General features: G+C 57.9%; 33 protein-coding genes and 1 tRNA gene. 8 read left to right on the plus strand and 26 right to left on the minus strand.

The genetic code is table 11. The features are described 5' to 3' along the window. Window positions 1-17: 17 nt before the first annotated feature. The 12 genes from ABD847_RS01935 to ABD847_RS01990 form a co-directional block, all read right to left on the minus strand. On the minus strand, window positions 18-2,117 hold the full coding sequence (locus ABD847_RS01935; RefSeq protein ID WP_345009503.1) for a portal protein: 2,100 nt from the start codon (window positions 2,115-2,117) through the stop codon (window positions 18-20). A gap of 1 nt (window position 2,118) precedes the next feature. Further along, window positions 2,119-3,819, minus strand: coding sequence for a terminase large subunit (locus tag ABD847_RS01940; protein WP_345009504.1), 1,701 nt, complete (start codon window positions 3,817-3,819; stop codon window positions 2,119-2,121). 9 nt (window positions 3,820-3,828) lie between these two features. Further along, window positions 3,829-4,503 carry a RyR domain-containing protein gene (locus ABD847_RS01945; protein WP_345009506.1) on the minus strand — a complete coding sequence of 225 codons (675 nt, stop codon included), beginning with the start codon at window positions 4,501-4,503 and terminating at the stop codon, window positions 3,829-3,831. 59 nt (window positions 4,504-4,562) lie between these two features. Next, entirely contained in the window at window positions 4,563-5,360 is a 798-nt protein-coding gene (locus ABD847_RS01950) for a hypothetical protein (protein WP_345009508.1), read from the minus strand. Window positions 5,361-5,397: 37 nt separating this feature from the next. Then, window positions 5,398-6,270, minus strand: a complete 873-nt coding sequence (locus ABD847_RS01955) for a terminase (RefSeq protein ID WP_345009510.1) — start codon at window positions 6,268-6,270, stop codon at window positions 5,398-5,400. 84 nt (window positions 6,271-6,354) lie between these two features. After that, entirely contained in the window at window positions 6,355-6,585 is a 231-nt protein-coding gene (locus ABD847_RS01960) for a hypothetical protein (protein WP_345009512.1), read from the minus strand. Continuing rightward, window positions 6,585-6,803, minus strand: coding sequence for a hypothetical protein (locus tag ABD847_RS01965; protein WP_345009514.1), 219 nt, complete (start codon window positions 6,801-6,803; stop codon window positions 6,585-6,587). The genes ABD847_RS01960 and ABD847_RS01965 overlap by 1 nt, the downstream gene beginning before the upstream one ends. A gap of 59 nt (window positions 6,804-6,862) precedes the next feature. Continuing rightward, a complete protein-coding gene (locus tag ABD847_RS01970) occupies window positions 6,863-7,339 on the minus strand; it encodes a TIGR02594 family protein (protein WP_345009516.1) in 477 nt (158 codons plus the stop codon). Beyond that, window positions 7,323-7,652 (minus strand): phage holin family protein, encoded by a 330-nt coding sequence (locus ABD847_RS01975; RefSeq protein ID WP_345009517.1) that lies wholly within the window; start codon window positions 7,650-7,652, stop codon window positions 7,323-7,325. The genes ABD847_RS01970 and ABD847_RS01975 overlap by 17 nt, the downstream gene beginning before the upstream one ends. A gap of 129 nt (window positions 7,653-7,781) precedes the next feature. Beyond that, the gene (locus ABD847_RS01980) at window positions 7,782-8,249 is read right to left on the minus strand and encodes a thermonuclease family protein (protein ID WP_345009518.1); all 468 of its coding nucleotides are present in this window, start codon (window positions 8,247-8,249) and stop codon (window positions 7,782-7,784) included. Window positions 8,250-8,292: 43 nt separating this feature from the next. Continuing rightward, window positions 8,293-8,748 (minus strand): hypothetical protein, encoded by a 456-nt coding sequence (locus ABD847_RS01985; RefSeq protein ID WP_345009520.1) that lies wholly within the window; start codon window positions 8,746-8,748, stop codon window positions 8,293-8,295. Window positions 8,749-8,761: 13 nt separating this feature from the next. Next, window positions 8,762-8,944: a DUF3283 family protein gene (locus ABD847_RS01990; RefSeq protein WP_345009523.1), complete on the minus strand. Its 183-nt coding sequence runs from the start codon at window positions 8,942-8,944 to the stop codon at window positions 8,762-8,764. 191 nt (window positions 8,945-9,135) lie between these two features. Between ABD847_RS01990 and ABD847_RS01995 the strand changes: the two genes are divergently transcribed. After that, entirely contained in the window at window positions 9,136-9,456 is a 321-nt protein-coding gene (locus ABD847_RS01995; protein WP_345009525.1) for a hypothetical protein, read from the plus strand. Between the two features lie 37 nt (window positions 9,457-9,493). On the opposite strand, the gene ABD847_RS02000 is transcribed toward ABD847_RS01995, so the two are convergent. The 13 genes from ABD847_RS02000 to ABD847_RS02060 all read right to left on the minus strand — a co-directional run bounded on the left by ABD847_RS02000 (window position 9,494) and on the right by ABD847_RS02060 (window position 15,493). Continuing rightward, a complete protein-coding gene (locus ABD847_RS02000) occupies window positions 9,494-10,195 on the minus strand; it encodes a TIGR02642 family protein (protein ID WP_345009527.1) in 702 nt (233 codons plus the stop codon). Further along, a complete protein-coding gene (locus ABD847_RS02005) occupies window positions 10,192-10,611 on the minus strand; it encodes a hypothetical protein (RefSeq protein ID WP_345009529.1) in 420 nt (139 codons plus the stop codon). The genes ABD847_RS02000 and ABD847_RS02005 overlap by 4 nt, the downstream gene beginning before the upstream one ends. Then, window positions 10,611-10,931 (minus strand): Ref family recombination enhancement nuclease, encoded by a 321-nt coding sequence (locus ABD847_RS02010; RefSeq protein WP_345009531.1) that lies wholly within the window; start codon window positions 10,929-10,931, stop codon window positions 10,611-10,613. Before ABD847_RS02010 ends, ABD847_RS02005 begins: the two co-directional genes overlap by 1 nt. Continuing rightward, window positions 10,928-11,398 (minus strand): NinB/YbcN family protein, encoded by a 471-nt coding sequence (locus ABD847_RS02015; RefSeq protein ID WP_345009533.1) that lies wholly within the window; start codon window positions 11,396-11,398, stop codon window positions 10,928-10,930. The genes ABD847_RS02010 and ABD847_RS02015 overlap by 4 nt, the downstream gene beginning before the upstream one ends. Next, window positions 11,391-11,627, minus strand: a complete 237-nt coding sequence (locus ABD847_RS02020) for an MbeD/MobD family mobilization/exclusion family protein (RefSeq protein ID WP_345009535.1) — start codon at window positions 11,625-11,627, stop codon at window positions 11,391-11,393. Before ABD847_RS02020 ends, ABD847_RS02015 begins: the two co-directional genes overlap by 8 nt. Next, window positions 11,617-11,781 (minus strand): hypothetical protein, encoded by a 165-nt coding sequence (locus ABD847_RS02025; protein ID WP_345009537.1) that lies wholly within the window; start codon window positions 11,779-11,781, stop codon window positions 11,617-11,619. The genes ABD847_RS02020 and ABD847_RS02025 overlap by 11 nt, the downstream gene beginning before the upstream one ends. 148 nt (window positions 11,782-11,929) lie before the next feature. Continuing rightward, window positions 11,930-12,187, minus strand: a complete 258-nt coding sequence (locus tag ABD847_RS02030; RefSeq protein ID WP_345009539.1) for a hypothetical protein — start codon at window positions 12,185-12,187, stop codon at window positions 11,930-11,932. After that, a complete protein-coding gene (locus tag ABD847_RS02035; protein WP_345009541.1) occupies window positions 12,180-13,598 on the minus strand; it encodes a replicative DNA helicase in 1,419 nt (472 codons plus the stop codon). The genes ABD847_RS02030 and ABD847_RS02035 overlap by 8 nt, the downstream gene beginning before the upstream one ends. Continuing rightward, window positions 13,591-14,487: a DeoR/GlpR family DNA-binding transcription regulator gene (locus tag ABD847_RS02040; protein ID WP_345009544.1), complete on the minus strand. Its 897-nt coding sequence runs from the start codon at window positions 14,485-14,487 to the stop codon at window positions 13,591-13,593. The genes ABD847_RS02035 and ABD847_RS02040 overlap by 8 nt, the downstream gene beginning before the upstream one ends. Before the next feature lie 67 nt (window positions 14,488-14,554). Then, entirely contained in the window at window positions 14,555-14,692 is a 138-nt protein-coding gene (locus ABD847_RS02045; RefSeq protein WP_345009546.1) for a hypothetical protein, read from the minus strand. Beyond that, entirely contained in the window at window positions 14,692-14,868 is a 177-nt protein-coding gene (locus ABD847_RS02050; protein WP_345009548.1) for a hypothetical protein, read from the minus strand. Before ABD847_RS02050 ends, ABD847_RS02045 begins: the two co-directional genes overlap by 1 nt. Next, window positions 14,868-15,257 carry a hypothetical protein gene (locus tag ABD847_RS02055; RefSeq protein WP_345009549.1) on the minus strand — a complete coding sequence of 130 codons (390 nt, stop codon included), beginning with the start codon at window positions 15,255-15,257 and terminating at the stop codon, window positions 14,868-14,870. Before ABD847_RS02055 ends, ABD847_RS02050 begins: the two co-directional genes overlap by 1 nt. 32 nt (window positions 15,258-15,289) lie before the next feature. Then, window positions 15,290-15,493, minus strand: a complete 204-nt coding sequence (locus tag ABD847_RS02060) for a Cro/CI family transcriptional regulator (protein WP_345009550.1) — start codon at window positions 15,491-15,493, stop codon at window positions 15,290-15,292. A gap of 78 nt (window positions 15,494-15,571) precedes the next feature. On the opposite strand from ABD847_RS02060, the gene ABD847_RS02065 reads away from it, so the two are divergent. Continuing rightward, window positions 15,572-16,252: a LexA family protein gene (locus ABD847_RS02065; protein WP_345009552.1), complete on the plus strand. Its 681-nt coding sequence runs from the start codon at window positions 15,572-15,574 to the stop codon at window positions 16,250-16,252. Beyond that, complete coding sequence (locus tag ABD847_RS02070) at window positions 16,252-16,647, plus strand: hypothetical protein (protein WP_345009554.1); 396 nt, start codon at window positions 16,252-16,254, stop codon at window positions 16,645-16,647. Before ABD847_RS02065 ends, ABD847_RS02070 begins: the two co-directional genes overlap by 1 nt. A gap of 19 nt (window positions 16,648-16,666) precedes the next feature. Here ABD847_RS02070 and ABD847_RS02075 read toward each other — a convergent pair whose 3' ends face one another. After that, entirely contained in the window at window positions 16,667-16,969 is a 303-nt protein-coding gene (locus ABD847_RS02075; protein WP_345009556.1) for a hypothetical protein, read from the minus strand. 210 nt (window positions 16,970-17,179) lie between these two features. Here ABD847_RS02075 and ABD847_RS02080 point away from each other — a divergent pair, with 210 nt between their 5' ends. The 5 genes from ABD847_RS02080 (at window position 17,180) to ABD847_RS02100 (ending at window position 20,705) form a co-directional block, all read left to right on the plus strand. Beyond that, window positions 17,180-17,944, plus strand: a complete 765-nt coding sequence (locus ABD847_RS02080; RefSeq protein WP_345009559.1) for a hypothetical protein — start codon at window positions 17,180-17,182, stop codon at window positions 17,942-17,944. 149 nt (window positions 17,945-18,093) lie between these two features. Next, a complete protein-coding gene (locus ABD847_RS02085) occupies window positions 18,094-18,444 on the plus strand; it encodes a hypothetical protein (RefSeq protein ID WP_345009561.1) in 351 nt (116 codons plus the stop codon). Window positions 18,445-18,486: 42 nt separating this feature from the next. Beyond that, window positions 18,487-19,269: a PH domain-containing protein gene (locus ABD847_RS02090; RefSeq protein ID WP_345009563.1), complete on the plus strand. Its 783-nt coding sequence runs from the start codon at window positions 18,487-18,489 to the stop codon at window positions 19,267-19,269. Between the two features lie 999 nt (window positions 19,270-20,268). After that, a tRNA-Pro gene (locus tag ABD847_RS02095) sits at window positions 20,269-20,345 on the plus strand. A 183-nt stretch (window positions 20,346-20,528) separates the two neighbouring features. Next, window positions 20,529-20,705 carry a hypothetical protein gene (locus ABD847_RS02100; protein ID WP_345009565.1) on the plus strand — a complete coding sequence of 59 codons (177 nt, stop codon included), beginning with the start codon at window positions 20,529-20,531 and terminating at the stop codon, window positions 20,703-20,705. Window positions 20,706-20,785: the final 80 nt, after the last annotated feature.

Below are 20,785 nucleotides of genomic sequence, written 5' to 3' on the forward strand. Positions count from 1 at the left end.
TCGATTAAATCAACACCTTAGAGCTGGATTGCATCGATCTGCCCTTGGATTTGCTCCAGCAACTGCGCCTGCAACGCTGCCTGCTCGGTCTGCAGGTTCTGCTGCTCGGCGGCCAGTCGCTCCATCTCCTGCAAAGTCTTGCCGGTCTGGGCCTGCTTGAGGGCATCATCGAAGCGAGCGGAGTCAGTTTGCTTGGCCACCCGCTGGGCATCTGCCTGCCACTTGGCCGCCTTGGCTTCTAGCTCAGCCACCTTGGCCTGCAGCTCACGCATCGCCAGATCCTGCTGGGCCTTCTGCATCTGCGCCTGCTGCTGGGCCGCCTGCTGCTCTTCTGGCGTCATTTCATCCGGCTGCTTCTGGATGCCCATGGCATTGCGGATCCGCTCGGTAAACTCGTGCTTATTCGGCACATCCATCAGCTCAACCAACAGGTCAAAGCATGCGGCCTGGGCCTGCGGCGGCAGCCTGCTCATGGCGTTGACCATGCGTTCGGCCAACTGCTGCTTGTAGGCGCTGGTCTGCTGGATGGGGGCCAGGGCGATATGGGCGCGCAACCGGGTCACATCGTTGCTGATGGTGCCATCCTCGGTCGCCACATTGAGCACCACCGCCTTGCGCTTACGCTTGTCGTCACGGTTGATGGTGACCTTGTAGTCACGCTTGCCGGCCATGTCCTCCAGCAGGTAGCCCAGGGCCAGCTGCCCGACCAGCTGACAGCCCATGCGGTAGTTGTCGTTGATCTCGGAGAGTGTCGTCGCGCCCTGCTCCACCAGGTTGCTGATGGCCACGCCGGATTGACCGGTTTGCCCCTGGCCCAGGAAGGCGGCATAAACCCCCATGGTGTCCTGCACCAGCTTCACGCTGTCCTGCATCACCTGGAACTGCTGCTGGGCAATGTTGAAGTCCTGCTGTACCTGGAAGGCCTCACTGATGCTGTTCTTGTTGCGGCGGTCCTGGTTCAGCTCGATCAGACCATCAGCCCGCTCCACTTCATCCAGCACCTGCTCGCGGCTCATGTTGGTGGCGTCCTTGTCCATGATCACCCGCTTGGCCTGCAGCAACCAGGTCAGCTTGATGCGGCGGAAGTTGATCTCGTCCTGCGCCGGCATGGCCCTGGCAATCAGGCCATAGGGTTCGTTGGTGGCATCCTTGCGGTAGCCCCAGAACGGAACAAGCGGATACATGCCATGGGGGGCGGAGCATTCCCGGTCAGCCAGGAAGTGCGGGCCGGCAAACCAGGCTTCCCGGATGGTCGATACCGGCATCTTCTGTACCATGGCCTTGCCCAGGCCGACGGCGGCACGGTGCAGCTGGTTATTCTTGTCGAAGGTCACCATGCGCCCGGAGGCCAGCACCAGTACCTGCTTGGTGTCGAAGGTGCGATAGTAGATCACCTGCAGCAGCACCCGGTCGCGGCGCTGACTGCACCACTCGATCTGCTTACGATCCCAGGACTGCCACTCATCAAAGGCGCTGACCAGGTTGGGGCTCATCCCCTCCACTGCATCCACCGAAGCGAAACCAGTCCAGCTGTTGATGCTGTAGTCCAGGATCTCGGCCTTGCTAGGGAACAGGGTCTTGGCCTCATCCAGATCGACCCAGCGACGGCGCATCACCCAACGGCAATCGCTCAAGTCCAGTTCGCGGCTGTGCCAGTCCCAATACACCTCATCCCTGGGCACCCGGGAGAATTTGTAACGCGGGCCGAAGGGGTCACCCAGCCGGCGCACTTCCACCCAGCCTAAGCCGGCCTTGATCTGCTCGGCGTAGGCATCGCCGCGGGCCCGGTCCAGTCCACCAAGCCGGCACATGTCGGCGTACTCGGCATTGACGGCCTCGGCCAGTTGCTCGATCTCGTCGTCGTGGTCATCGGCGATCACCATCAAGTCGGTGCGGCTCTTGGCCTCCATCCCCAGTACCCCGTCGATAGTGGGGGCGATCAGGTTGTGGATGGTCAGCGGCTGGCCGCGGGCCTTGAGCACTTCCACCACGCCGGGATTGAGCTGGTCGCCGTCGTAGTAGGCACAGGCACGGTTGGCCAGGCTGCGCCAGTCGGGCTGGCCGTTGATGTCGCCCATGAGGTCGAGCAACTGCAGGGAGTCGAATTTCTTTGCCATATCAGTGGGCCATCCAATGTTTGGGGGTGCGTTTGAGATCTGACTTGACGGGGCGAGCAGGCATGCGGGCGCGCATCTCCTGGGCGATCATGTAGCTCATCAGTTGGTCGTCGTAGCAGCCGACCTGGGCATTCATGCTGCCGCTCTTGTCGTAGACGTAGGTGGTGGCTTCGGAAATGGTACCGATCCAGCGGATCCCGGACACGCCGCCACGCAGCAGGGTCTTGAGGCCATCGACCAGCACCGGCTTGCTCTGCCGGGTGGTGAGCCAGCCCAGGCGCGGTGTCTCGTCATCGTCGTCGCGATCCAGATATTCCTCGGCATAGATGCGGCTGACCGGGTAGTGGTCGCGGAGTTTGAGCAGCAGGGCGTGGCCATGGTTGTTGCGTTCTGGGCCGACAAAGGCCGGTCCGTACTCGTCGGTGCCGTACCACTTGCCTATGTGAGCAACCAGCTGGGCCAGCAGCCCGGGGTCGAGATGCCCGTACCAGTGTGCCACCTGCCGGCCGTCCGAACGGGCCACCACATCGATGCTGGCGCGGTCGCCATGCTCCAGGCCCTCGGCCACGTCCACGCCGACGGCATAGTCCTCGTCCTCGTCGGGCAGCTCCCAGACCAGCAGCATGTTTTCCAGCGAGCGGATCCCCTGCTCGTCCAGCTTCTCCGGCTTGCGGGCCTTCTCCCGGCTGCCAGTCACGGGATCCATGTCGTAGACCAGCAACGGCGGCAGGCAATCTCCCTCGGCGGCCATGGTATGGATGGGGTCGAAGACGCGCCGGCCAGAGGTGAGGAAGGCTTCCAGCGGCGTGCTGGGAAACTCCTGCTTCATCTCGGCGCCCTGCTCGGCTTCCTTGTTCACGTACCACTGGCGCTGCTCGTCGGTGATGGTGCAGCCCATGGCCTTCTCTACCGCGGCGAAATATTCCAGCTGTGTCTTGCTGGCGGTCAGGCCTGACATCGGCACGTCAGCGTGATACTTGGGATCCTGCCACCAGGCGAAGAAGTGGAACTTCCAGTCCATCTTGGATAGCTCAGTCTGGGCCTTGGCCAGCTCCATGGCCTTCATGCTCATGCCGTGGAAGTCTCCGCCGACACCTTCCGCTGTGCTTTCGATGAAGGCGACGCACCCCGGGTGGATGGCGTTGAGCGTACCGGTTCGGACCTCCTTGGCCTTCTCCGGATACTTAGCGCAGATCTTCCCATGCTCGGACACATGCAGGCGCTGCACGGTGCCAGAACGAAATGAGGTGGCCACCTGGATGCTGGAGCCGTGCCGGAACAGAATGTAGCCGCCGTTAGCCCCTCCCCGTCTGGCTGCCGTGGGAAACTCAGCCCGCAGCCAGGCCGGCAGGTTATCGAAGGGCACCTCTATCTTGGTTCGGTAGATTTCCCCGGCGGCGCTCCTGTCCTGGGCGATGATCCCGCACTTGATGTTCTTATTGAACAGCGCCTCATCCAGCAGGTAGATATCGATGGCCGTGGAGAATCCTAGCTGCCGGGCCTTGAGGATGATGTTCAGGAACCACATGCAGCGGAACAGCAGCTCCTGGGCCGGTCGGAGCCGGAACCTGACCAGCTGCCCCTGCTCGTTCTCTATCTGGTAGAGGTTGTTCATCCGCCACCACTTGTCCGACAGGCGCGCACGGATGTACTCGCGCTGCTCCTGTTCGGTCATCGCGGTGAGGTTGGTTGTTTCGGTCATGGCGCAGGGTCAGATCCGTCCAAGCTCCAGATCGACCACCGCCTTGAACAGCGAGTCCTTGGCCTGTTGCTCCTTCGGCAGCGATGTGAAGGGCACGATGCAGGGATGCCGCTTGAGCTCGGGATCCTTGATTGGCCCGTACTCCCACCCGTCAGCCAGCTTCTCGTCCATCCAGCTGTTGTGCGAGGCATCCGGCCCAGCCTCTGGGTGCTCGATGTGGAAGAGCACACCGTTCACGGCGGATTGCCGCTGCCACTCCGGCGCCTCAGTCCAGGGGAGTTGCGAATCGTCACCCATGGCCTGGCAGTAGGCGCGGTTCATCTCATGACACTTCTTGGCGATGGCAGTCACATCAGTGCCCAGCGTGGTGTAACCCTGCTCAAAGGCCAGCTTGGGGCTAATAGACACATAGCCGTCGGCATACAGCACCAGGTAATCACCAGCCTCCGGCTTGTAGCGGGCCAGCATGTCCTCCGGCGCCAAGTAGGGCAGCTCCAGGCTAGGCTCGCTCGGGCAAGCGATGGTCAGCAAGGCGCCCAGCTCCTGGTCGTAGTCAGCTGCCACGATCACGGCAGCCTGCACCTGCTTGTGGCACTGGTACCGGTCCATCACGTTACTGATGTGCACCAAGCCGCCGTCTTCACAGCTGGCCGCCTCAATTACGCTTTTCACTTCTTCGTTCATGGTTTTCTCCGGGCAATAAAAAACCCGCCGAAGCGGGTTGGTTGGTACTACTTTGAGAACTATATTAATGAGTGATTGAATAGGTCAAAAAACACCTGACTACCAGAAAGACCGTAGCCACCAAATATCATACACAATAAACCAATTATGGCGACTACACCTAGAACTAACGGGAGGAACAGGTCCAACACAAACCACCGAGCCGACTGACTTTTAATCATGAAGTCAAACCATCGATCAAATCTATGCAGCGATCTATTAATCCTTATGCAGTTTATTTCAGAAATAAGCCTCTCAGTTGATTTTTCTATTGTATTTAATTTCTCTAAAACCGCTGACTCTGCAGTAGGCTTTGACCTCTCCAATATCTCATTTAGCGTAGAAATGAAGTCGCGACTCACATTTAACGTATTAATGAAGTTATGATATGCAGGAGCCCTCTCAATCATCCAAACATATAAATTAGAATTCTTTTCATCACCACCAAAATCAGCTAAGTCACTTAACTCTGAAGAAGTGGCTCTTGCCACTGATCCTCTTCTTGCCGGAAGGGTTACACCAGTCAAACGAACCCGCCAATACATTAGCTTATTACTCAAAACCCATACGTAATGAGTTAGCTGATATAAAGTTATCAATAGTGCCGTAAACAATATTGCATTTATGTCTAAATGTTCAAATGAAAGACCCCATATTTCCAAGTGGCCTGACGGTTGAGCACCAAATGCCCAAGCCATGTTCGACAAAGTAGAAATCACGAGCAAATTACGTCTTATACGCTCTTCATAATCGGTTGGCTCAAGTGCCATTGGCTCTTTCATAATACTTTCTATTATTTTTTCAGCATCCGCCATCATCATCACTCCCTGAAATTGACGGCCTAGAATACCAGACTCAGCCGCCGCTCATCAGCCCGCCGGTGCCCATATCCTGCAGCTCGGCCACCATTTCGCTGATGGGCGTCGCATCCCCGCCTTCATCCCGCTCCAGCTTGTTGGCCTCGGCGGTGAGCTTGCGGGCCGCAGCACGGATCCGGTCTGTGTCAGCCTCAATCTTGGGGGCCGTCAGGGCGTCGATGCGCAGGCCGCTGAGGGTGCGCTCGATGGACTCAACACGGCTGATGTTCCTCTGCAGCGCCTCGTCAGCTCTGAGGATCTGGCCGTAGATGGTCGCCTTCTCGTCTGGAGCAGTGGCACTATCGAGCAGTACAGCCAGGTCATTCAGCGCCTTGGTAACCGATATGACTCGGGCCCGGCAAAGTCTCAGCTCGTCCTGCAAGCCCAACTCGTCAACGCCATCAAATGCTGACTGGTCGCTGAAATAGCGGGCATAGCCGCCGTGGGTTACTGGGAGTTGGTTGCCGGGGACGACTCGGTTCCTTGGTGGATTCGGGTTGCCTTCGTACTCGCCAGCCAGGAACCTGCCAGCCTCATCGCGCCCTTTGGGCTTCACGATTTCACTGACTCCTGTTTGCGGCTCCTCACCTGATTTGCGCAACGCCTTACCTGTTTTGCGCTTTTGCGCATTCCCGCCACTTTGCGCAGATGCCCCTTTTTGCGCACTTTTGCGCACTTTCTTTTGCGCAGATTGCGCAGCTGCTTGAAAAGTTGCGGACTCGTCGGGTGATTGCCCACGGCTTTTCAGGTAGCGACGCGCGGAGGCGTAGTTGATGCCACGCTGCTCACACCACTCCTTGGCGCTGATGCCTGTCTTGATGCGGTCGCGCTCATACTGCTCGGCGACCGCTTGCCAGTTTGTCTTTGCCATCTGCTCTACTGCTCACACCGCTCCAGGGCGTCCAAGTAATCCAGTAGGTCAGCCGTGGACTCCCGGGACACACAGACCCCGCCATCACTCCCCGCCGTCCACACCAGGCTTGGGCGCGGAGGTGGGCAATTGCTGGCTTGGCTCACGGCTCCCTGGCAGGCTGCCAGCAGCAGGGCCGAAGCGAGCAGCAAACCGGCCTTGTGGGTCGGCGTGGTTCTGGTCATGGGCATCCTGTATCTCCTTCTTCCGCTCCTGCTGTAGCCAGCGCCCCAGGAGGGACGCCAGCAGGTCCAGCAGTTTGAGCAGGCCGTCCATTACTGGCGGGCCTTTGCTGCCGGGAGGTTGAGGGCCAGCTTATCGAAGATGCGCTGGGCACCCGCGATGAAGGCTTCCACCTTACCCACGATCTCGTCGTCCTTGGTGGACGGGGTGATCTTGGTGATCTGGGCGATGCCCTGCACGATGAGGGAGGCCGCACCGATTACTGCGGGCACAGCAACGGTGAGGCCGGTGACGATGGTCATCAGGTCCATGGTGTATCTCCTTGGTGATGTGTGCCGGTCCCCCGGCGGATGGCAGGCTGGGCGAGCGCTCAGGCCTCGGATTTGGAAAACTCAGCGGGGGCCCGAACCGGCAGGGTGCCGATGGGCATGGGGACGCCAGCCGGCCAGCGGTAGGCGGTAACCCGGGAACGGGGGAAGGCCTTCACGTTCACGGCATCGGACTGGTTCCCCCCAAGGACGAGCAGGTTGCCGGCGCTATCCTGGCCGACGACAAACCCAACGTGGCCGCCGCCATCCCGGGAGAACACCACCACGCAGCCGTCGGCTGGTTCTGCCAGCTTCTCCCCCCAGGAGGAATAGCTGCGGGCCCCCTCGAAGCGGCTGGACTTGATGCCCGCCCGCTCCAACATGGCCCCCACGAAGGCAGCACACCAGGGCGTCTCGTCGTCCTTGATGCCGCCGCGCTTGATGTCCTTCCACATCTGCAGGATCTCCGGGTTGTGCTCCCGGCCCTTCACCTCATGCAGCCCGATGAAGCTGCGGGCCAGTTCAATCCAACGTTCCATTGCCTTTCCCTCCGCGCATGATGCCGGCCGCCCGGCGCTCGTAAATATCCAGGGCTTTGGAGCCCATGAGACCAGCCATTCCAGCCATGAACCCACACAGCGGTAGTGGAGCTGTGATGTACCAGCACAACAGCATGGTGAGCATTCCGGCAAATCCAGACACAATCACCTGCAGCAGCGCATCCACCAGTTGGAAAGGCTTTCCGGTTGCCTTGATGGTTCGTATGTAGGCCACAAGTCCTCCCCATACGCTCAGTCCGCCGAATGCCAGGTAGGCCAGCAGCGAGTAACTCTGTGGATCCTTCTCAGGCATCCGCTCCCCCGCAGAAATGAAAAAGCCCGCACGATGGCGGGCCGGAAAAAGAAAAGGCCGGGGTCTGTAGAGACTCCGGCCATGGTGGGTAAATCCTAACGCTGTCAGGTGGTTATTTCAACAGGGTGTTCAGTGTGCCTTGCGCCATTTCCACGGCTCGACCCGCTCACCTTCAGGCAATGACCACAGCCCCTGCTGCTGCTTCTTGGCCTCATCCTGCATCTGGAACAGCGCCTGTGTCTTGGCATACTGGGGATAGACCCAGGCATTGCCGGTCTTGACCATCTCACCGTTCACCCACAGCTGGCCGGCATAGAGCTGGGCCACTATTCGGCCATAGCGGTCGATGTCAGTCTGCTCTACCTTGACCTGCTTGCCGCCGACCATGCCCAGCAGCGCCTGCTTGGACTTGGTGCCATAGGGTTGTTTGCGCTCCGGAGCGTCGATTTCCGCCAGTCGGATCCGGTACTGGACCAGGCCAGCGCGACAGTTCTTGCCCTCGGTGCAGGTCTCACCGGTGACCACCTTCACTGTATCGCCGTCGGTGACATCAACCACCTTGGCATCAAAGGTGATCGCGCTGGCCGATGAGCTCAACAGAGCTGCTGCAATGACTGTCCGGAACTTGCTGGCAATCATCTCAGGCGTCCTCTTCAACCATGAGCTCAATGCTCGCATTGATGCCCTTCTTTCCCTGGAGGGATGCCGCAAGCTCCTTGGCCTGCTCATGGCTAAAGCCTCTCGCGTCATGGCGGGCAATGGACAGCTTGTAGCCTTTCCCGTCGCGGTTGACGGTGGTGATGTAGTGAGGCTGTTTAAACGAAGTGGGGCTAAGCAAAGTGACTATCCATGTGCCTGGCTTTGCCCGCATGGGGATGGCCAGCTCTTCATGCTGCAGGGAGCCGTCCCCTTCCCGAACGATTGCAACCGCCACGGCGTAACCTGACTCCCGACGGTTGGCAGAGGCCCAGGCTTTAGCGGGGGTCTCGTAGAGGATCGCTGCAGAAGGATCCCACAGGTATATGCTTGGTGATGTGTTCACCAGATAGCCGCGCTCAAACTCGCTGTAAACGGCATAGCCAATCCTTTCGGCCATATCTCTTCCTTGGTTACTTGCTGCGGTACTTCTTCACTGCATCGAGAAAGGTCGCATGCAGCGGCTCTGGGATGGTCTTGAGGTCCTCTTCCGCCTTGGCGTGGTCGCCCTTTCGCTCCTTCCACACGGCATAGGCTGCCGCCTTGTCAGTCTCGATGAGCGCTTGTTCTTCCTCAGGTAGGTCGCAAAGGTTCATTGTGGATCCGTCTCCGAAAGAAACCCAGATTGCCAGATTCTTAAGATACGTAAATTGATCCGGTTCAACCTACGCCACGGCTGCAGTCATGCTGCACAACCACTCATGGAGCCCCATATGAGATCTACGTCGATGTTTGATTGGCCATATCGCCTCATCATGTTTGTGCAATAAATAACCAGGAGAGCGCCATGCCACTTAAAGGCTTTAAAGATCTCGAAAAAAACCTGAAACAAATCGAAAAAAACGCGAAGGAACTTGATGGAACCCATCATATGTCTCTTGCTGATCTGTTCAGTCCAACGTTCATGAATAAACATACGCAGTACGTTGACTTTCAGAGCTTTATTGATGAAAGCAAAATAGAAATCACCACTGCGGATGACTTAGAGAACAACCAGGAATGGGAGTTGTTTGTATCTCAAAACACGCCTTTTTCATCATGGGCCGCAATGAGAGATGAGGCATTGGCGGCATATGCGGCAGACAGATTATTCTCAGGATTGAAGTGACAAATGGGCTCGTTATGAGCCCATTCATCCTCACCCCTTAGCAATAAGCAACCTCCCGCTCCATCTGCAGCCGGCAGACCATTACCTGCACGGCCTGGGACTTGTCCACCAGGACCACATCCACCACCCGCTTTAGCATGTCGCTGGCCGCCGGGCCGTAGTGCTCCGCGACCATTTCCACTGCAGGCTGAATGCGCCCTCGTCCACGGCACACAGGGCACTCGTCCTGCTTGCGTTCGCGCCGGCCTGAACCGTGGCACTTGGGGCAGATCCCGGTGCTCAGCAGCTCATCCTCCACACGCTGGCGGGCTGCGGCCAGGATGCCGTTACGCTCATCCAGCAGGTTCTGATACTTGTGCTGGTCACCGGCGCGGCGGGCCCGCTTTGCTCGCTCCATGACGATCGAGGCCCGGCGGCGCTCGGCATCATAGTAGGGCGACTTGGCCACCAAGCTTGGCAGCTGCTCCGGAAGCGGGCGCCCCAGCAGCACGGCCATGGCGGCCTTGGCCACATCCGGTGTGGGCAGCGCCTTCACCAGGTAGGCCATCAGCGTGCCGGCGGAGACATCATCCCCGCCCTCTGCGGTCATGAAGGCATGCCAGCCGATCGGGTGAGCCCGGCAGGCTGCCGATGCTGCGGCCACAAACTCGTCCCGGCCCAGGGCCCCGCTGCTGCGCCCACAGATGGATTCCAGGCTGGCCGCCCGGGCCTCAAACAGCCGCAATATCATCTCGATCATCCCCGTGCTCCCCTGTTGTTGAATATGGTGTCCAGCCAGGCGCGGGCCTGGCCGTTTCTGATCTGCTCTGCGGTGGCCTCGATGACCGTCCAGCCAAGGGCCACCGCCTCATTCATCTTTTCCCGGTCGTTGGTGAAGCCGGTGCCCCGGGTGTGCCGGCCGCCGGAACGGACGCCGCCGTGAACCTCCAGGGCGATCTGCTGTTCTACCCAGGCATAATCCAGGCGCCACCGGCGGCGCGGGTGGAACCGGTGCTCAGCCTCCCAGGCTGGCAGCCCCTGCAGCTGGGCCAGGGTGTCCATCTTGAGCTTGGCTTCCTGGCTGCCCTTGGCTGCCTGCCGAATCGCATTGGCGATGGGCTTACCCTGCTTGGCCAGCAGGCGCTCGGCCTCCAGGGCGGAGAGGTGCAGTGCCACTACCCTGCCCTCCCGGTGATCCCCTGGCGCAACTCGGCCACATCCTGGCGGGTGCGCGCTACCAGCTCCCGCTCACAGCCGTACATCCGGACGAACCGGAGGCGATCCAAGTGGATGGATGGCACCAGCGGGTGCTGGGTACCGCGATGGTGAGCCGCACACAGGGGGATGGCATCGTCATGGCTGGCCCGCTGGCTCATGCCCTGCTCATCCCTCGGGTGATGGATCTCCGCCGGGGTCTGCCCCAGCCAGTCCATCCTGCAGGCAAGGCAACCAAGACTGGCCGCGTCGGCCAGGTACTGCTTCTCGTCCTTGGTCACTGTTCCTGCTCCTTCATCAGTTCCCGGTACTCGCTATCCCGAGGATTGAACAACCGGATCCCCCGCTCGGTGGCCCAGGCTTCGTGCCGGCGCAGTGCGTCGAACCGCTCGCCCCGGGTTGCCGGTCGCATGCCGTCGTGGCCGGCCTTGCTCCAGCTCAGCCGGGTGCCGTCGGCATCGCAGCCCAGGTGCTGGTGCGTGAACAATTCATGGGCATCCTGGGCGCTGAACGGCCGGCTGCCGAAGTGGCGCCCGTCGGCGGAGATCATCAGCGGCATGGTGACGCCGTTGGCAGCCATGAATTTCGCCGTGGCCTCCATCCAGCTGCGCCACAGGCGGGCCATGCCCCACTTGCCGGTGTTACCGGACTTGATGGCCACCATGGCGACCTGACTGCGGGCGATCTCGTCCTCGATGGCGGCCATGGCATCGTCCAGGTTGCCCCTGGTGACCATCAGGTCAGCCATGAGGCACCCCATGCTGATCCAGCAGGCCGGACAGACGCCGCCGCTCTCTGCGCAGCTTGCGCACCTGCGAGTTGAGCTGCTTGATCTCATTGCGCAAGGCCCGCTCAGTGGTCTCACAGGGCGGAGTGCCGAGATCAGCTGCCGTCCGGTTGGCCCGGCGAACTACTTCGGCCAGGGTCTTGGCCTCGCCGAACTTTTCCAGCCAGGCGTCACGCTGCTTAGTCCGCATCGCGCAGCCTCCGCAGTTCGTCCTCGATGGTTTCCCAGTACTGCCCCAGCTCGTCAGCGCCCTTGCCGAGGTCGCGGCAAGCCCAGGCAATGCCGCACACCACCAACACCAGGGCCAGCAGCGGCAGCAGGATCGGACTGGTCAGAATGTCCATGGCCTACCTCCGGCGCAGCTTGCGGCTGGGGTTGGGCCGCCGGCCGGGTGCGCGAAACCGGGCGTTGGCCGGGTGACATCCCGGAAGAACACTGGCGGCAAGCCGAAATCACCGAGCAGCTGGGCCAGGGCCCCGAAAATCTGACGAATCATGCGTTGTCCTCCTTGAGTGGGCTGAGCTTGTAGAACCAAACCTGTTTGCTGTGTTGGCGCTCCATGCGCGCCGACTTGTCGTAACCGTGCAGGTGGGCCTCTCGCAGACGGGCGGAGATCGCCGGCTGGGTGTCGGCGTGGCCGAACCGGCCGCGGCACTCGCTCTCGATCTGGCGCAGGGTGCGCTCCTGTCCGTCCCGCATCACGGCCAGGACGCGGCCCATCTGGCTGGCTGGTGTGGTGAGATCAACCATCGAAACCACCTCGCTTGTAGGGTTTCCTGTTGGCGGCTGCAGCCTCTTCGGCATTGGCCCGCATGGTCTCCATGACGCTCTGCTCCAAGGGGATGATTTGCCCGGCATGGAAGCCAGCCACTGCAGTGCCGGACCCACCGTGTCGGTTCATCCGCAAGATCATTTCGATGGTGCCGGCATAGGGGCTGTCTTCGTGATAGACATCATCCCGATAGAGCCCGATCCACATGTCGCAGTCCTGCTCGATCTGGCCAGTGTCCCGGCTGTCTGATGGCATGGGCCGCTTGTCGCTGCGACTTTCCAGGTTGCGATTGAGCTGGGTCAGCAGCAGCACCACGCCATCGATCTCCTTGGCCAGCGCCTTGAGCCCCTTGGTGATGAGGCCATAGGCCAGGTCGTTCCGCTCGGCCTTCTCGGCTTGCATCAGGGTCAGGTAGTCAACGGCAATCAGGCTCAGCTTCACCCCGTCGGCCCGCAGGCGACGGACCTCGCGTTGGATATGGCTCAGGGAGATCCCCGGGGTGTCGTCGATGAACAGCTGGCGATCCAGGGCAACCCCCATGGCGCTGGATAGGGCGCCCCACTCGGCATCGTCCATCCCGGTGTAAAACCGGTTGGCGTTCACGCGGGATTTCTGTGCGATGTAGCGTTCCCAGATCTGGTCATCTGGCATTTCCAGCGAGAAGGCGGCAACGCCACCATGGGTGTCGGCGAAGTGATCCATGACGCTGACCATCAGGGCGGACTTGCCCATCTTCGGGCGGGCCCCAACTACCACCAGTGAGCCGGCCGGGATGTTCTTTGGCGCGATCAGCTTGTCCAGGGATGGGATCCCGCTGGTGAAGCCGGTGGCGTAGTCCGGCTGCGTCTGCCGCTTCTCCAGGTCATCGATCCAGTGCTGGGAAATCTCCCGCACATGGCGCAGTCCGCGGCGCTCCCCGGTGCTGGCATAGTCGTTGATTTCAGCCAGGATGCCGTGGATAGCGGTGATCTGATCGGCCACAGGGTCCCCGCTGGCCGTAGACAGCAGCTCGGTGGCATCGGCCAGCTTGCCCATGGCGTACCGACGCACTGCGTAATCTCGAACCAAGCGGGCGTGGGCCACCAGGTTGGCGGCGCTCGGAATGTTCTTGACCAGCTCAACCAGGTAGGCGAAGCCACCGGCGCGGTCATCCTCCCCCACCGACTTGAGGCGAGCATCCAGGGTCATCACGTCCACAGGTTGGTTGGCCTGCAGCAGAGCCAGGATCTGGGCGTAGATCATCCGATGAGGTGCGGAGTAGAAACTGGCAGGCTTGAGTAGCCCAGTCGTTGCCGCGATGCGCTTTTCATCGCCATTCTGGCAGGCCAGGATCAGCCCCCCCAGGACGGCTTGCTCGGTATCGTGGTTGTGCAGGGCGGCGTTAGTCATCGAATCGCCCCTCCCGCACGCCCAGGTAGCACTTCTCGGTGATCAGGAAGTCCAGGTTCTTCGGTTTCCACTGCGATTCGCCGTCGGCCCGCTGGCGCCGCTCACTCATCCAACGGCAGTTTTCAGCGATGTAGCCCAGATAGGCCTCCCACCGCTCATCGGTGAACTTGAATCGGCTCCAGAAGTTTTTCAGCTTGGTCTTGCGGGTGGCGGTCAGTTCACGGATGGCTGGCATGCCTGGCAGCAGTCGGTGATAGGCGTCCACCATGGCCTGGCAATCAGCTTGCACACCGCGTTTTTTCGCCGGCTGATGCGGCAATTCTTCGTCAGAAGAATTGTTCTTAGCTCTTATGCTCTTCTTGATCTCTGTATTAGGATCTTCGGCAAGGTAATCCGCAGGGTAATCCGCAGACATATCGGCATCTAAATCCGCAGACCCACCATCTTGTGACGGCTGTTTTTCCTTATTATTCATGCCATTGCGGTGACTCTCTAAATCCGCAACATTTCCGCTTTCTAAATCCGCGCTAAATGACCGATTAAATCCGCGCTGATAAGCGTCAAAATTGCGCAATGTCACAATGGTGTAGCCGTGCGCCCCCCGCTTGGTTGTCCGGGTGATCGCGCCGTCTTGCTCGAAGTAGTCCAGAGCCCGGCGAGCCTGGTCCTCTGATACGCCGCAGGCATCGGCCAGAGAGGCCGCAGAGGTCACCATCTGCCCCCGCTCAAGCGCAATTCTGGTGCCACCAAAGGCCACCTGGCTCGGCTCATGCGCCACTTCCAGGATGAGGTGGAACCAAACCGCCTTTTTCGCCAAATCCTTGTACCAAGCAGCGCCCTTGACGGACTTGAAAACCAACCTGAAACCGGCCTTGGCGTTGTCTTCCATATTGCATGCCTCATGCCCCTGATGCTGCCTGGCGCCATGACGTTGAAGCGGTACTACAGCGCCCATGTCACACCCCCAATTCATCGACTAGGCGACGGATCGCCAGTTCATATTCGCGCTGAGAAAGGCCCTGCTGCTGCAGGGCTTTCTTGCGCCGTTCGTATTCATCCCACGGATCGGCGTGGGCCAGTTGCTGCTCGTCCATCAGTGGATCACCTTGGTCTGCTCTGCCGACTCATCACGCCGCTTGAACAGCACAACAACAGCGCCGCTTTCGCGGCACTCCTGCTCCAGGCTGCGCCGGGTATGCTGGCCATCATCGAACGACTGAATGGACTCAGCCCCCAATGCGCCAAGGACGGCTCTTGCGATTTTTCCCATCAGGCGATCTCCTTCCAGTCGCTGCGTTCCAGGTTGATGGTGATGCCGCAGCGCTCCAGGGCTGCAGCCATGGCCGGCATGTCATCCAGTTCCAGATCGTCCAGCAGTTGGCCGAACGTGATCCGGTCAACCTGCAGGCCCTGCCGGCGCACCGCCTCAGTGGCCCGCTCCAGCACGCGCTCGAATGCCCGGGGCTGGGTTTGGTACATCCGGATCAGGACGGTCTTGGCGTGACTCAGTACCGCCTCTGCCAGAAACTCGGACGCTCTTTGACCAGTGGCGAAGGCCGCCTGTTCAAACAGCGCCATGGCGCTGGCATTGGCCCGCAGCCGGGGGCCGTCCAGTTTTTTGCGGTTCGGGTTCTTGTAGCTGCGTATTGAAGTGGTCATGTGGTGTCTCCTGGTTTGGTGGTGGTGTGGTGTTACTGCTCGGTGATGGTTGGCTTTAACTGTCCGCCGCTGATTTCCTCCAGCTGGCGAGCCCGTATCTCTGGGATGAACTCACCCCATTGGGCTGTTGCTCCAGTTGAGATGCCGAAGGCTCTGGCGGTTGCGTTTGCGCCACCGAAGAAGCGAAACACCTCGTCTTTTTTGGCGAGGTATTTCTTTGGCTTGCATGGTGTCATATGTCCTCCGCGCTTATTTTACTGAGCATTATCCGCGCTGCGACATCTAAGATCAAGCGGTGCTAAGATTCCTAAGTTATGGAAACCATCGGACAACGCATTAAGGCCAGGCGACAGGCCATAAAAATGACCCAGAGGCAGCTGAGCGCAGCCACTGGGTATTCGCATGCCATCGTTTCCCAGTGGGAAAACGATCTGATCAAACCGAAGAATCTCTTGGCGGTGGCTCAGGCGCTAAGAACTAGCATGGAGTGGCTGCTGACTGGCATCGGTAGCCCTGATGACAGAAACGCTACCGTCTCTATTGATGGGAATGTTTCAACCGTTGAACCAGTCCCCATCGGCACAACCCGCATCCCCGTCATCGACTATGTACAGGCAGGCTGCTGGACCGAGGCCTGTGGCCACACCCTGGCCGACGGCAGCATAGAGACCATCCTCACCGATCTGGAGCTGGGTAGCCGAGCCTTTGCCCTACGGGTTAAGGGCGACTCCATGGCGCCGGATATCATCGAAGGTGACGTGGTGGTGGTCGATCCGGATGTTTCCCCGCAGCCTGGCGATATCGTGGTGGCCAAGAACGGCAGCCATGAGGCCACCATCAAGCAGTACCGGCCCCGCGGCTATAACGCCGAAGGCAAGGAGTGGTTCGAGCTGGTGCCGCGCAATGAGGTCTATGCCCCCATGCGCTCAGATGTCTGCTCGATCACCATCATCGGCGTGATGGTTGAGCATCGGCGGTATCGTAGGAGGGGGTAATGAACCTAGAAGAGATGGAATCCAGAATTCAACATCTTGAGTTGGCCATGGTGGCGCAGCAGGATCTGATTAACCTGCTGTTGCTGAGCATTGCCAAAGATAATGGACAGGTCGCAGCTGAGCTAACCAATAATTTGGCGGGAATTACCCAGTCTGGCCGCATCAAGCTAACAGAGGAATTTACTGAGGCGGCTCAGATGGCGGTAACGGCATTGACTCATCCTGATGAGGTTGAATTCCGTTCTTCAATGGGCCGAGCGTCAGGATCCCCATCTCGGCTAGATCGCGATACGTTACGGGCTTTGCTAAGGATTGTGACCTCATCCGAGGACGGCGAACAGCACACCGGGTCTCTTCCTGGCGAAACCAGCGGACCATCTGAACCAGATCGGTAATAAATTTGAACATGGTTGCTTATACCTCTATAGCGCACCCGTCAGGCCCGCGAGTGAATACAGGATGGTCCTCCCTGCGGACTTCATTGGTCATGCTGTGCCCGGTAAAAGTTATTTCTGTGCCGTGCCGACTGATAAATACTTGAGCGCCAGCACACCCGGCCTCCTGGCGATCGATCATGTCTGCTAGCTCTCGCAAATCCTCAGCAATAAGCGGGATGAACTTACCATCCCCAACCACATCATTGACCATGTGAATGGTGGAAATGCGTCGTTGTATGGTTGAGTGTCTGACGTAGTGATCTTTGAAAATGGATTTCATACAAACCTCATAATTCAGTCTGTTCCAGCTGGCCTAACCAGCCATTTCATCGCCAAGACTACGCGTTGACTCCGCCACCTGTAAAGCGTGACCTTAAGCGAGCGTGCACTTGATTTTATTGCAAAAAGTAACGCCAAAGCACAGTTCTGGCCTAAACACATCTGGATAATTATTCCTCATCATACATTACCTTGTGTTTAAGGAGGCATTATGAGTCTATTTATTTCTCCGAGATTAAAGTTAGAGAGAGCTTACCAGCATGTGAAGGAAATTGAAAAACTAACAATACCTTTATCTAAAGAGCTTTACGAAATAAAAATTGAAAGTGAGTTTTCATTTCCTAAGCCATACGCGGTTGGAATGAATCTTGTTTACATACCACTCAAACCCATTTCAGAAACATTAGGCTTGGTTATTGGTGATGCTATAAATAACTTCCGCTCCTCGTTAGATCATTTAGCATCTGGACTCATTAAGGCGCAGGCGCCGAATAACCGCCCCTACTTCCCAATGGCTGAAACAAGAGATGAGTTAATGGATAACAGATTTTTGAAGCAGCTTGAAAAATCTCTTCCTGGCTCATTTGATTTACTTATCAATAAACTTCGCCCAGCTAGTCACTGCAATGACATTTATTGGAAGTTTCACTTATTAGATAATGACAGCAAGCACAACATTATATTACCAACCATTTCAAATGTTAACGTCGAAAACATTAACGTACAGTGCGGGGGAGCTCGCCTTACAAACTGTCGAGTTGGTGGTGACGCAACAAAACGAATGATTATTATTCATTCGAGTGGAGCTGAAATAATTATCCATAATGACTTTGAAGTATATGTAGACTTAAGATTTCCATTGCATAGCAAATTTTCAACATTGGATGTGATAAGCACACTTAAGAATATCGGACTAACTGTTAGAGAAACAATTGATCAATTTGAAAAATTATATGTTAAAAACAAACACAACTAAACTGCTGTACTTTCAAATTCCATAAACCGTTCTTCGAGGTGTTTTTTCGTCCGCTCTCATTCATCTTGAGTAAAATCAAACCCCACGCATGGATCTCGCCTGGGTCTAACGCGATAATCAGCCTTACCAATGCTTACACGGAGTCACGGATGATGAAGAAAGCCATACTGGCAGCGGCGCTCATGCTGCACACCACCGCTTGGGCCGGCTGCATCGGCAGCGCCAGCTTGCAAACCTGCACCGACAACAGCGGCAACGTCTACACGGTCAGCCGCCTCGGCAACCAGACCATAGTGCAAGGCTCGAACGCCAACACCGGCAATACCTGGAACCAGACCAGCACCCGCATGGGCAATGTGACCACCACCAACGGCTACGACGCTGATGGCAACAGCTGGAACAGCACCTCTACCCGCCTCGGCAACCGCGTGTACCAGTCCGGCACGGATAGCGATGGCAACTTTTTCCAAAATGACTATGACGTTGATGACGACTACTAGAATCGCTTAAAACATTGCGAAAATAATTAGATAGGAATCTTTATGGAAGAGCTCTCTGGGAAGATTATTTTGTCTAGGGTAATTCACTTTGTTCTGTTTGCTGTGTTTACCCTCATTGCGTCAGCAATAATTTCCATGGTGGTTATATATATCACATATAGAATTACCCCTGGGGTTACGAGTAATAATGCCGTGTTGCTTGCGCACTCTGCGGACTCTGCTGGTGAGTTTTTATCTGGTGGTTTTCTTGCGACATTCGTTATGCCAATAATTTACGCATTTAAAAGGATGTGGCGCAGGAAAGCATCCGATGCTGCCAAATGGCATCTAAAGTGGTTTGCTGTGTTTGTTGTCGTTTTTTATCTTCTGATATTGAACCATGACAACAAGGAGTCTACTAAAAAAGATAGTGCTGTAAGCATAGATGAGACATTGTTAGATCAAAAATACCTTTGTTCAGATTTCAATAGCATTGGGCCAGCAGCAGCATCTGGTCTTGACTTGCTTGATATGAGGCCAACAGAAGAACAAGCCACAATATTTAAATATCACCTGTCTGACATCATCGACATAGTTAATTCATCAAGTAACACTGAAAGAAAGTCAGCTTTGGAGTTAATATATCAAAAGGGGTTAATCCCAAAATTCACCGGAGAGACTTTCCACATGACAAGGGCTTTCTGCTATGAAAAAAGAACTGAGCCATTTGACATTGTCATAGCTGAAAATTTCACAGCCCTACTTGATGCGGTAGCCAAAAAGACAGCCCAACAGAAGGCCGAAGCTGACTTCTGGAAACAAGATCTAATGCAAATAGGTAAGTGATAGCGCAGTCATACACGTTACCTGCATATTCGCCCGCTCAGCGCGGGCTTTTTCTTGCCCGCTCCCCCTCCCCTCCACCGCTCCATCCCTTGCCCCAGGCCACCTGTCAGATCTGACTTTCTAAGCCATGCTTATTTTTCTGATCATTTTGTGTTGACATGAAAAGCTTAGGTCTCTAAGCTTCAACACATCGCCGGACGACTCCGGCCCCGCCCAGGCGGGACGCTCTTTGACAACCAGGGTAAGACCATCACGCCAGGCTCGCAGGTGAACAACACGGGCGACGACCGGCGGAACCAGACCGATACGGCCCCGATGCGATGCGGGCTATGCGTGATGAGAGAGATTGGCGGCAGCGCTGCTGGGTATTTCAGATACCTGGGTGATGCGCCGCAGCGGGAACCGCGCCCCGCGCCGCCTCCAATCGCATAGGCTCTTGGCCAGTGGATCACCTCCTTTGATGACACAGCACTGACTGAGAGCCCAGCCGATTGGATACCCGCGACCCCAGCCGGCGGTGGGGACATAACACCGGCAGCCAGCGATGGATTAACGCCCCAGGCGCTGGCGGACACCTCGGAAAGACGAGGGCACAACTGAAAGAGGGGGCGCTGCAAAACGGGCTTCCCGAGCTAGTGGTAATCCCGAACGACCGAGAGGGGCTAGCGCAAAAGGGTGCAATCCTCTTTTTTCAGTTGTGAAGACTCTCCCGTCGATTAACCAGCAAGGGATGGTGGCCTGAAATCGCTAAAGGCGCCCTGTCACGGCAGTAGCAGCAGTCAGCCTTCCGTCTGCGGTAGGCCCCGTGAGGTAAGAAGGCCGTCCGCCCTGGCGACGTTAAAGGCCAGGATGAACAACTCAGCACGGGGCCGCGATGCCAGCTCTGCTCCCTCGTGCTTATCAGGAAGCCTATCACTGGCCGTAGCGCTGAGCACAAAGCGGCAAAGGCATAGGCAGAGAAGGCGGATAGCCAACGCGGCCGGTGAGAGCCCGGCACCACAGCGATTAGCGCAGCCCGGTAGCGCATCTGGTTTGGGTCCAGAGGGTCACAGGTTCGAATCCTGTATCGCCGACCAATTCACGCCGTGGCAGACCGGATATCCGGACAGGAACCCGCACAAGCACCATATCCCGACGCTTATACCGGCCACGGCTGGTCAAGAGGCACCCCCGAATAAGCGCGGCAGGGTCAATGGCGAAGGCTGGCGGCAGGTTGGCACAGCCCCACGGCACCACCATCACACCAGGAGACACCACCAATGGAAATGAGATCCCAGGCCCAGGCGTTTTTCGCCATGCTGCCGGCCCGCCGGTTCGGCAACCAGCGCAGCGAACCCGGGCGAGTCACTGCAGACGGCCACAAGGCCCGCGAAACCCGCCGCGCCATTGAGCACCGACGCGACATGCTGGCCATCGAGCGCCAGTTCCGGCTCTAAAAAGCAAAAAGCTCGCCGAAGCGAGCTCTTCACCACCGGGTACCACCCCGGTAAACCAAAAGACACCGACCGATGCCGAG

Origin of the sequence: Pseudaeromonas paramecii (assembly GCF_039540575.1) — a bacterium.
Classification (GTDB): domain Bacteria; phylum Pseudomonadota; class Gammaproteobacteria; order Enterobacterales; family Aeromonadaceae; genus Pseudaeromonas; species Pseudaeromonas paramecii.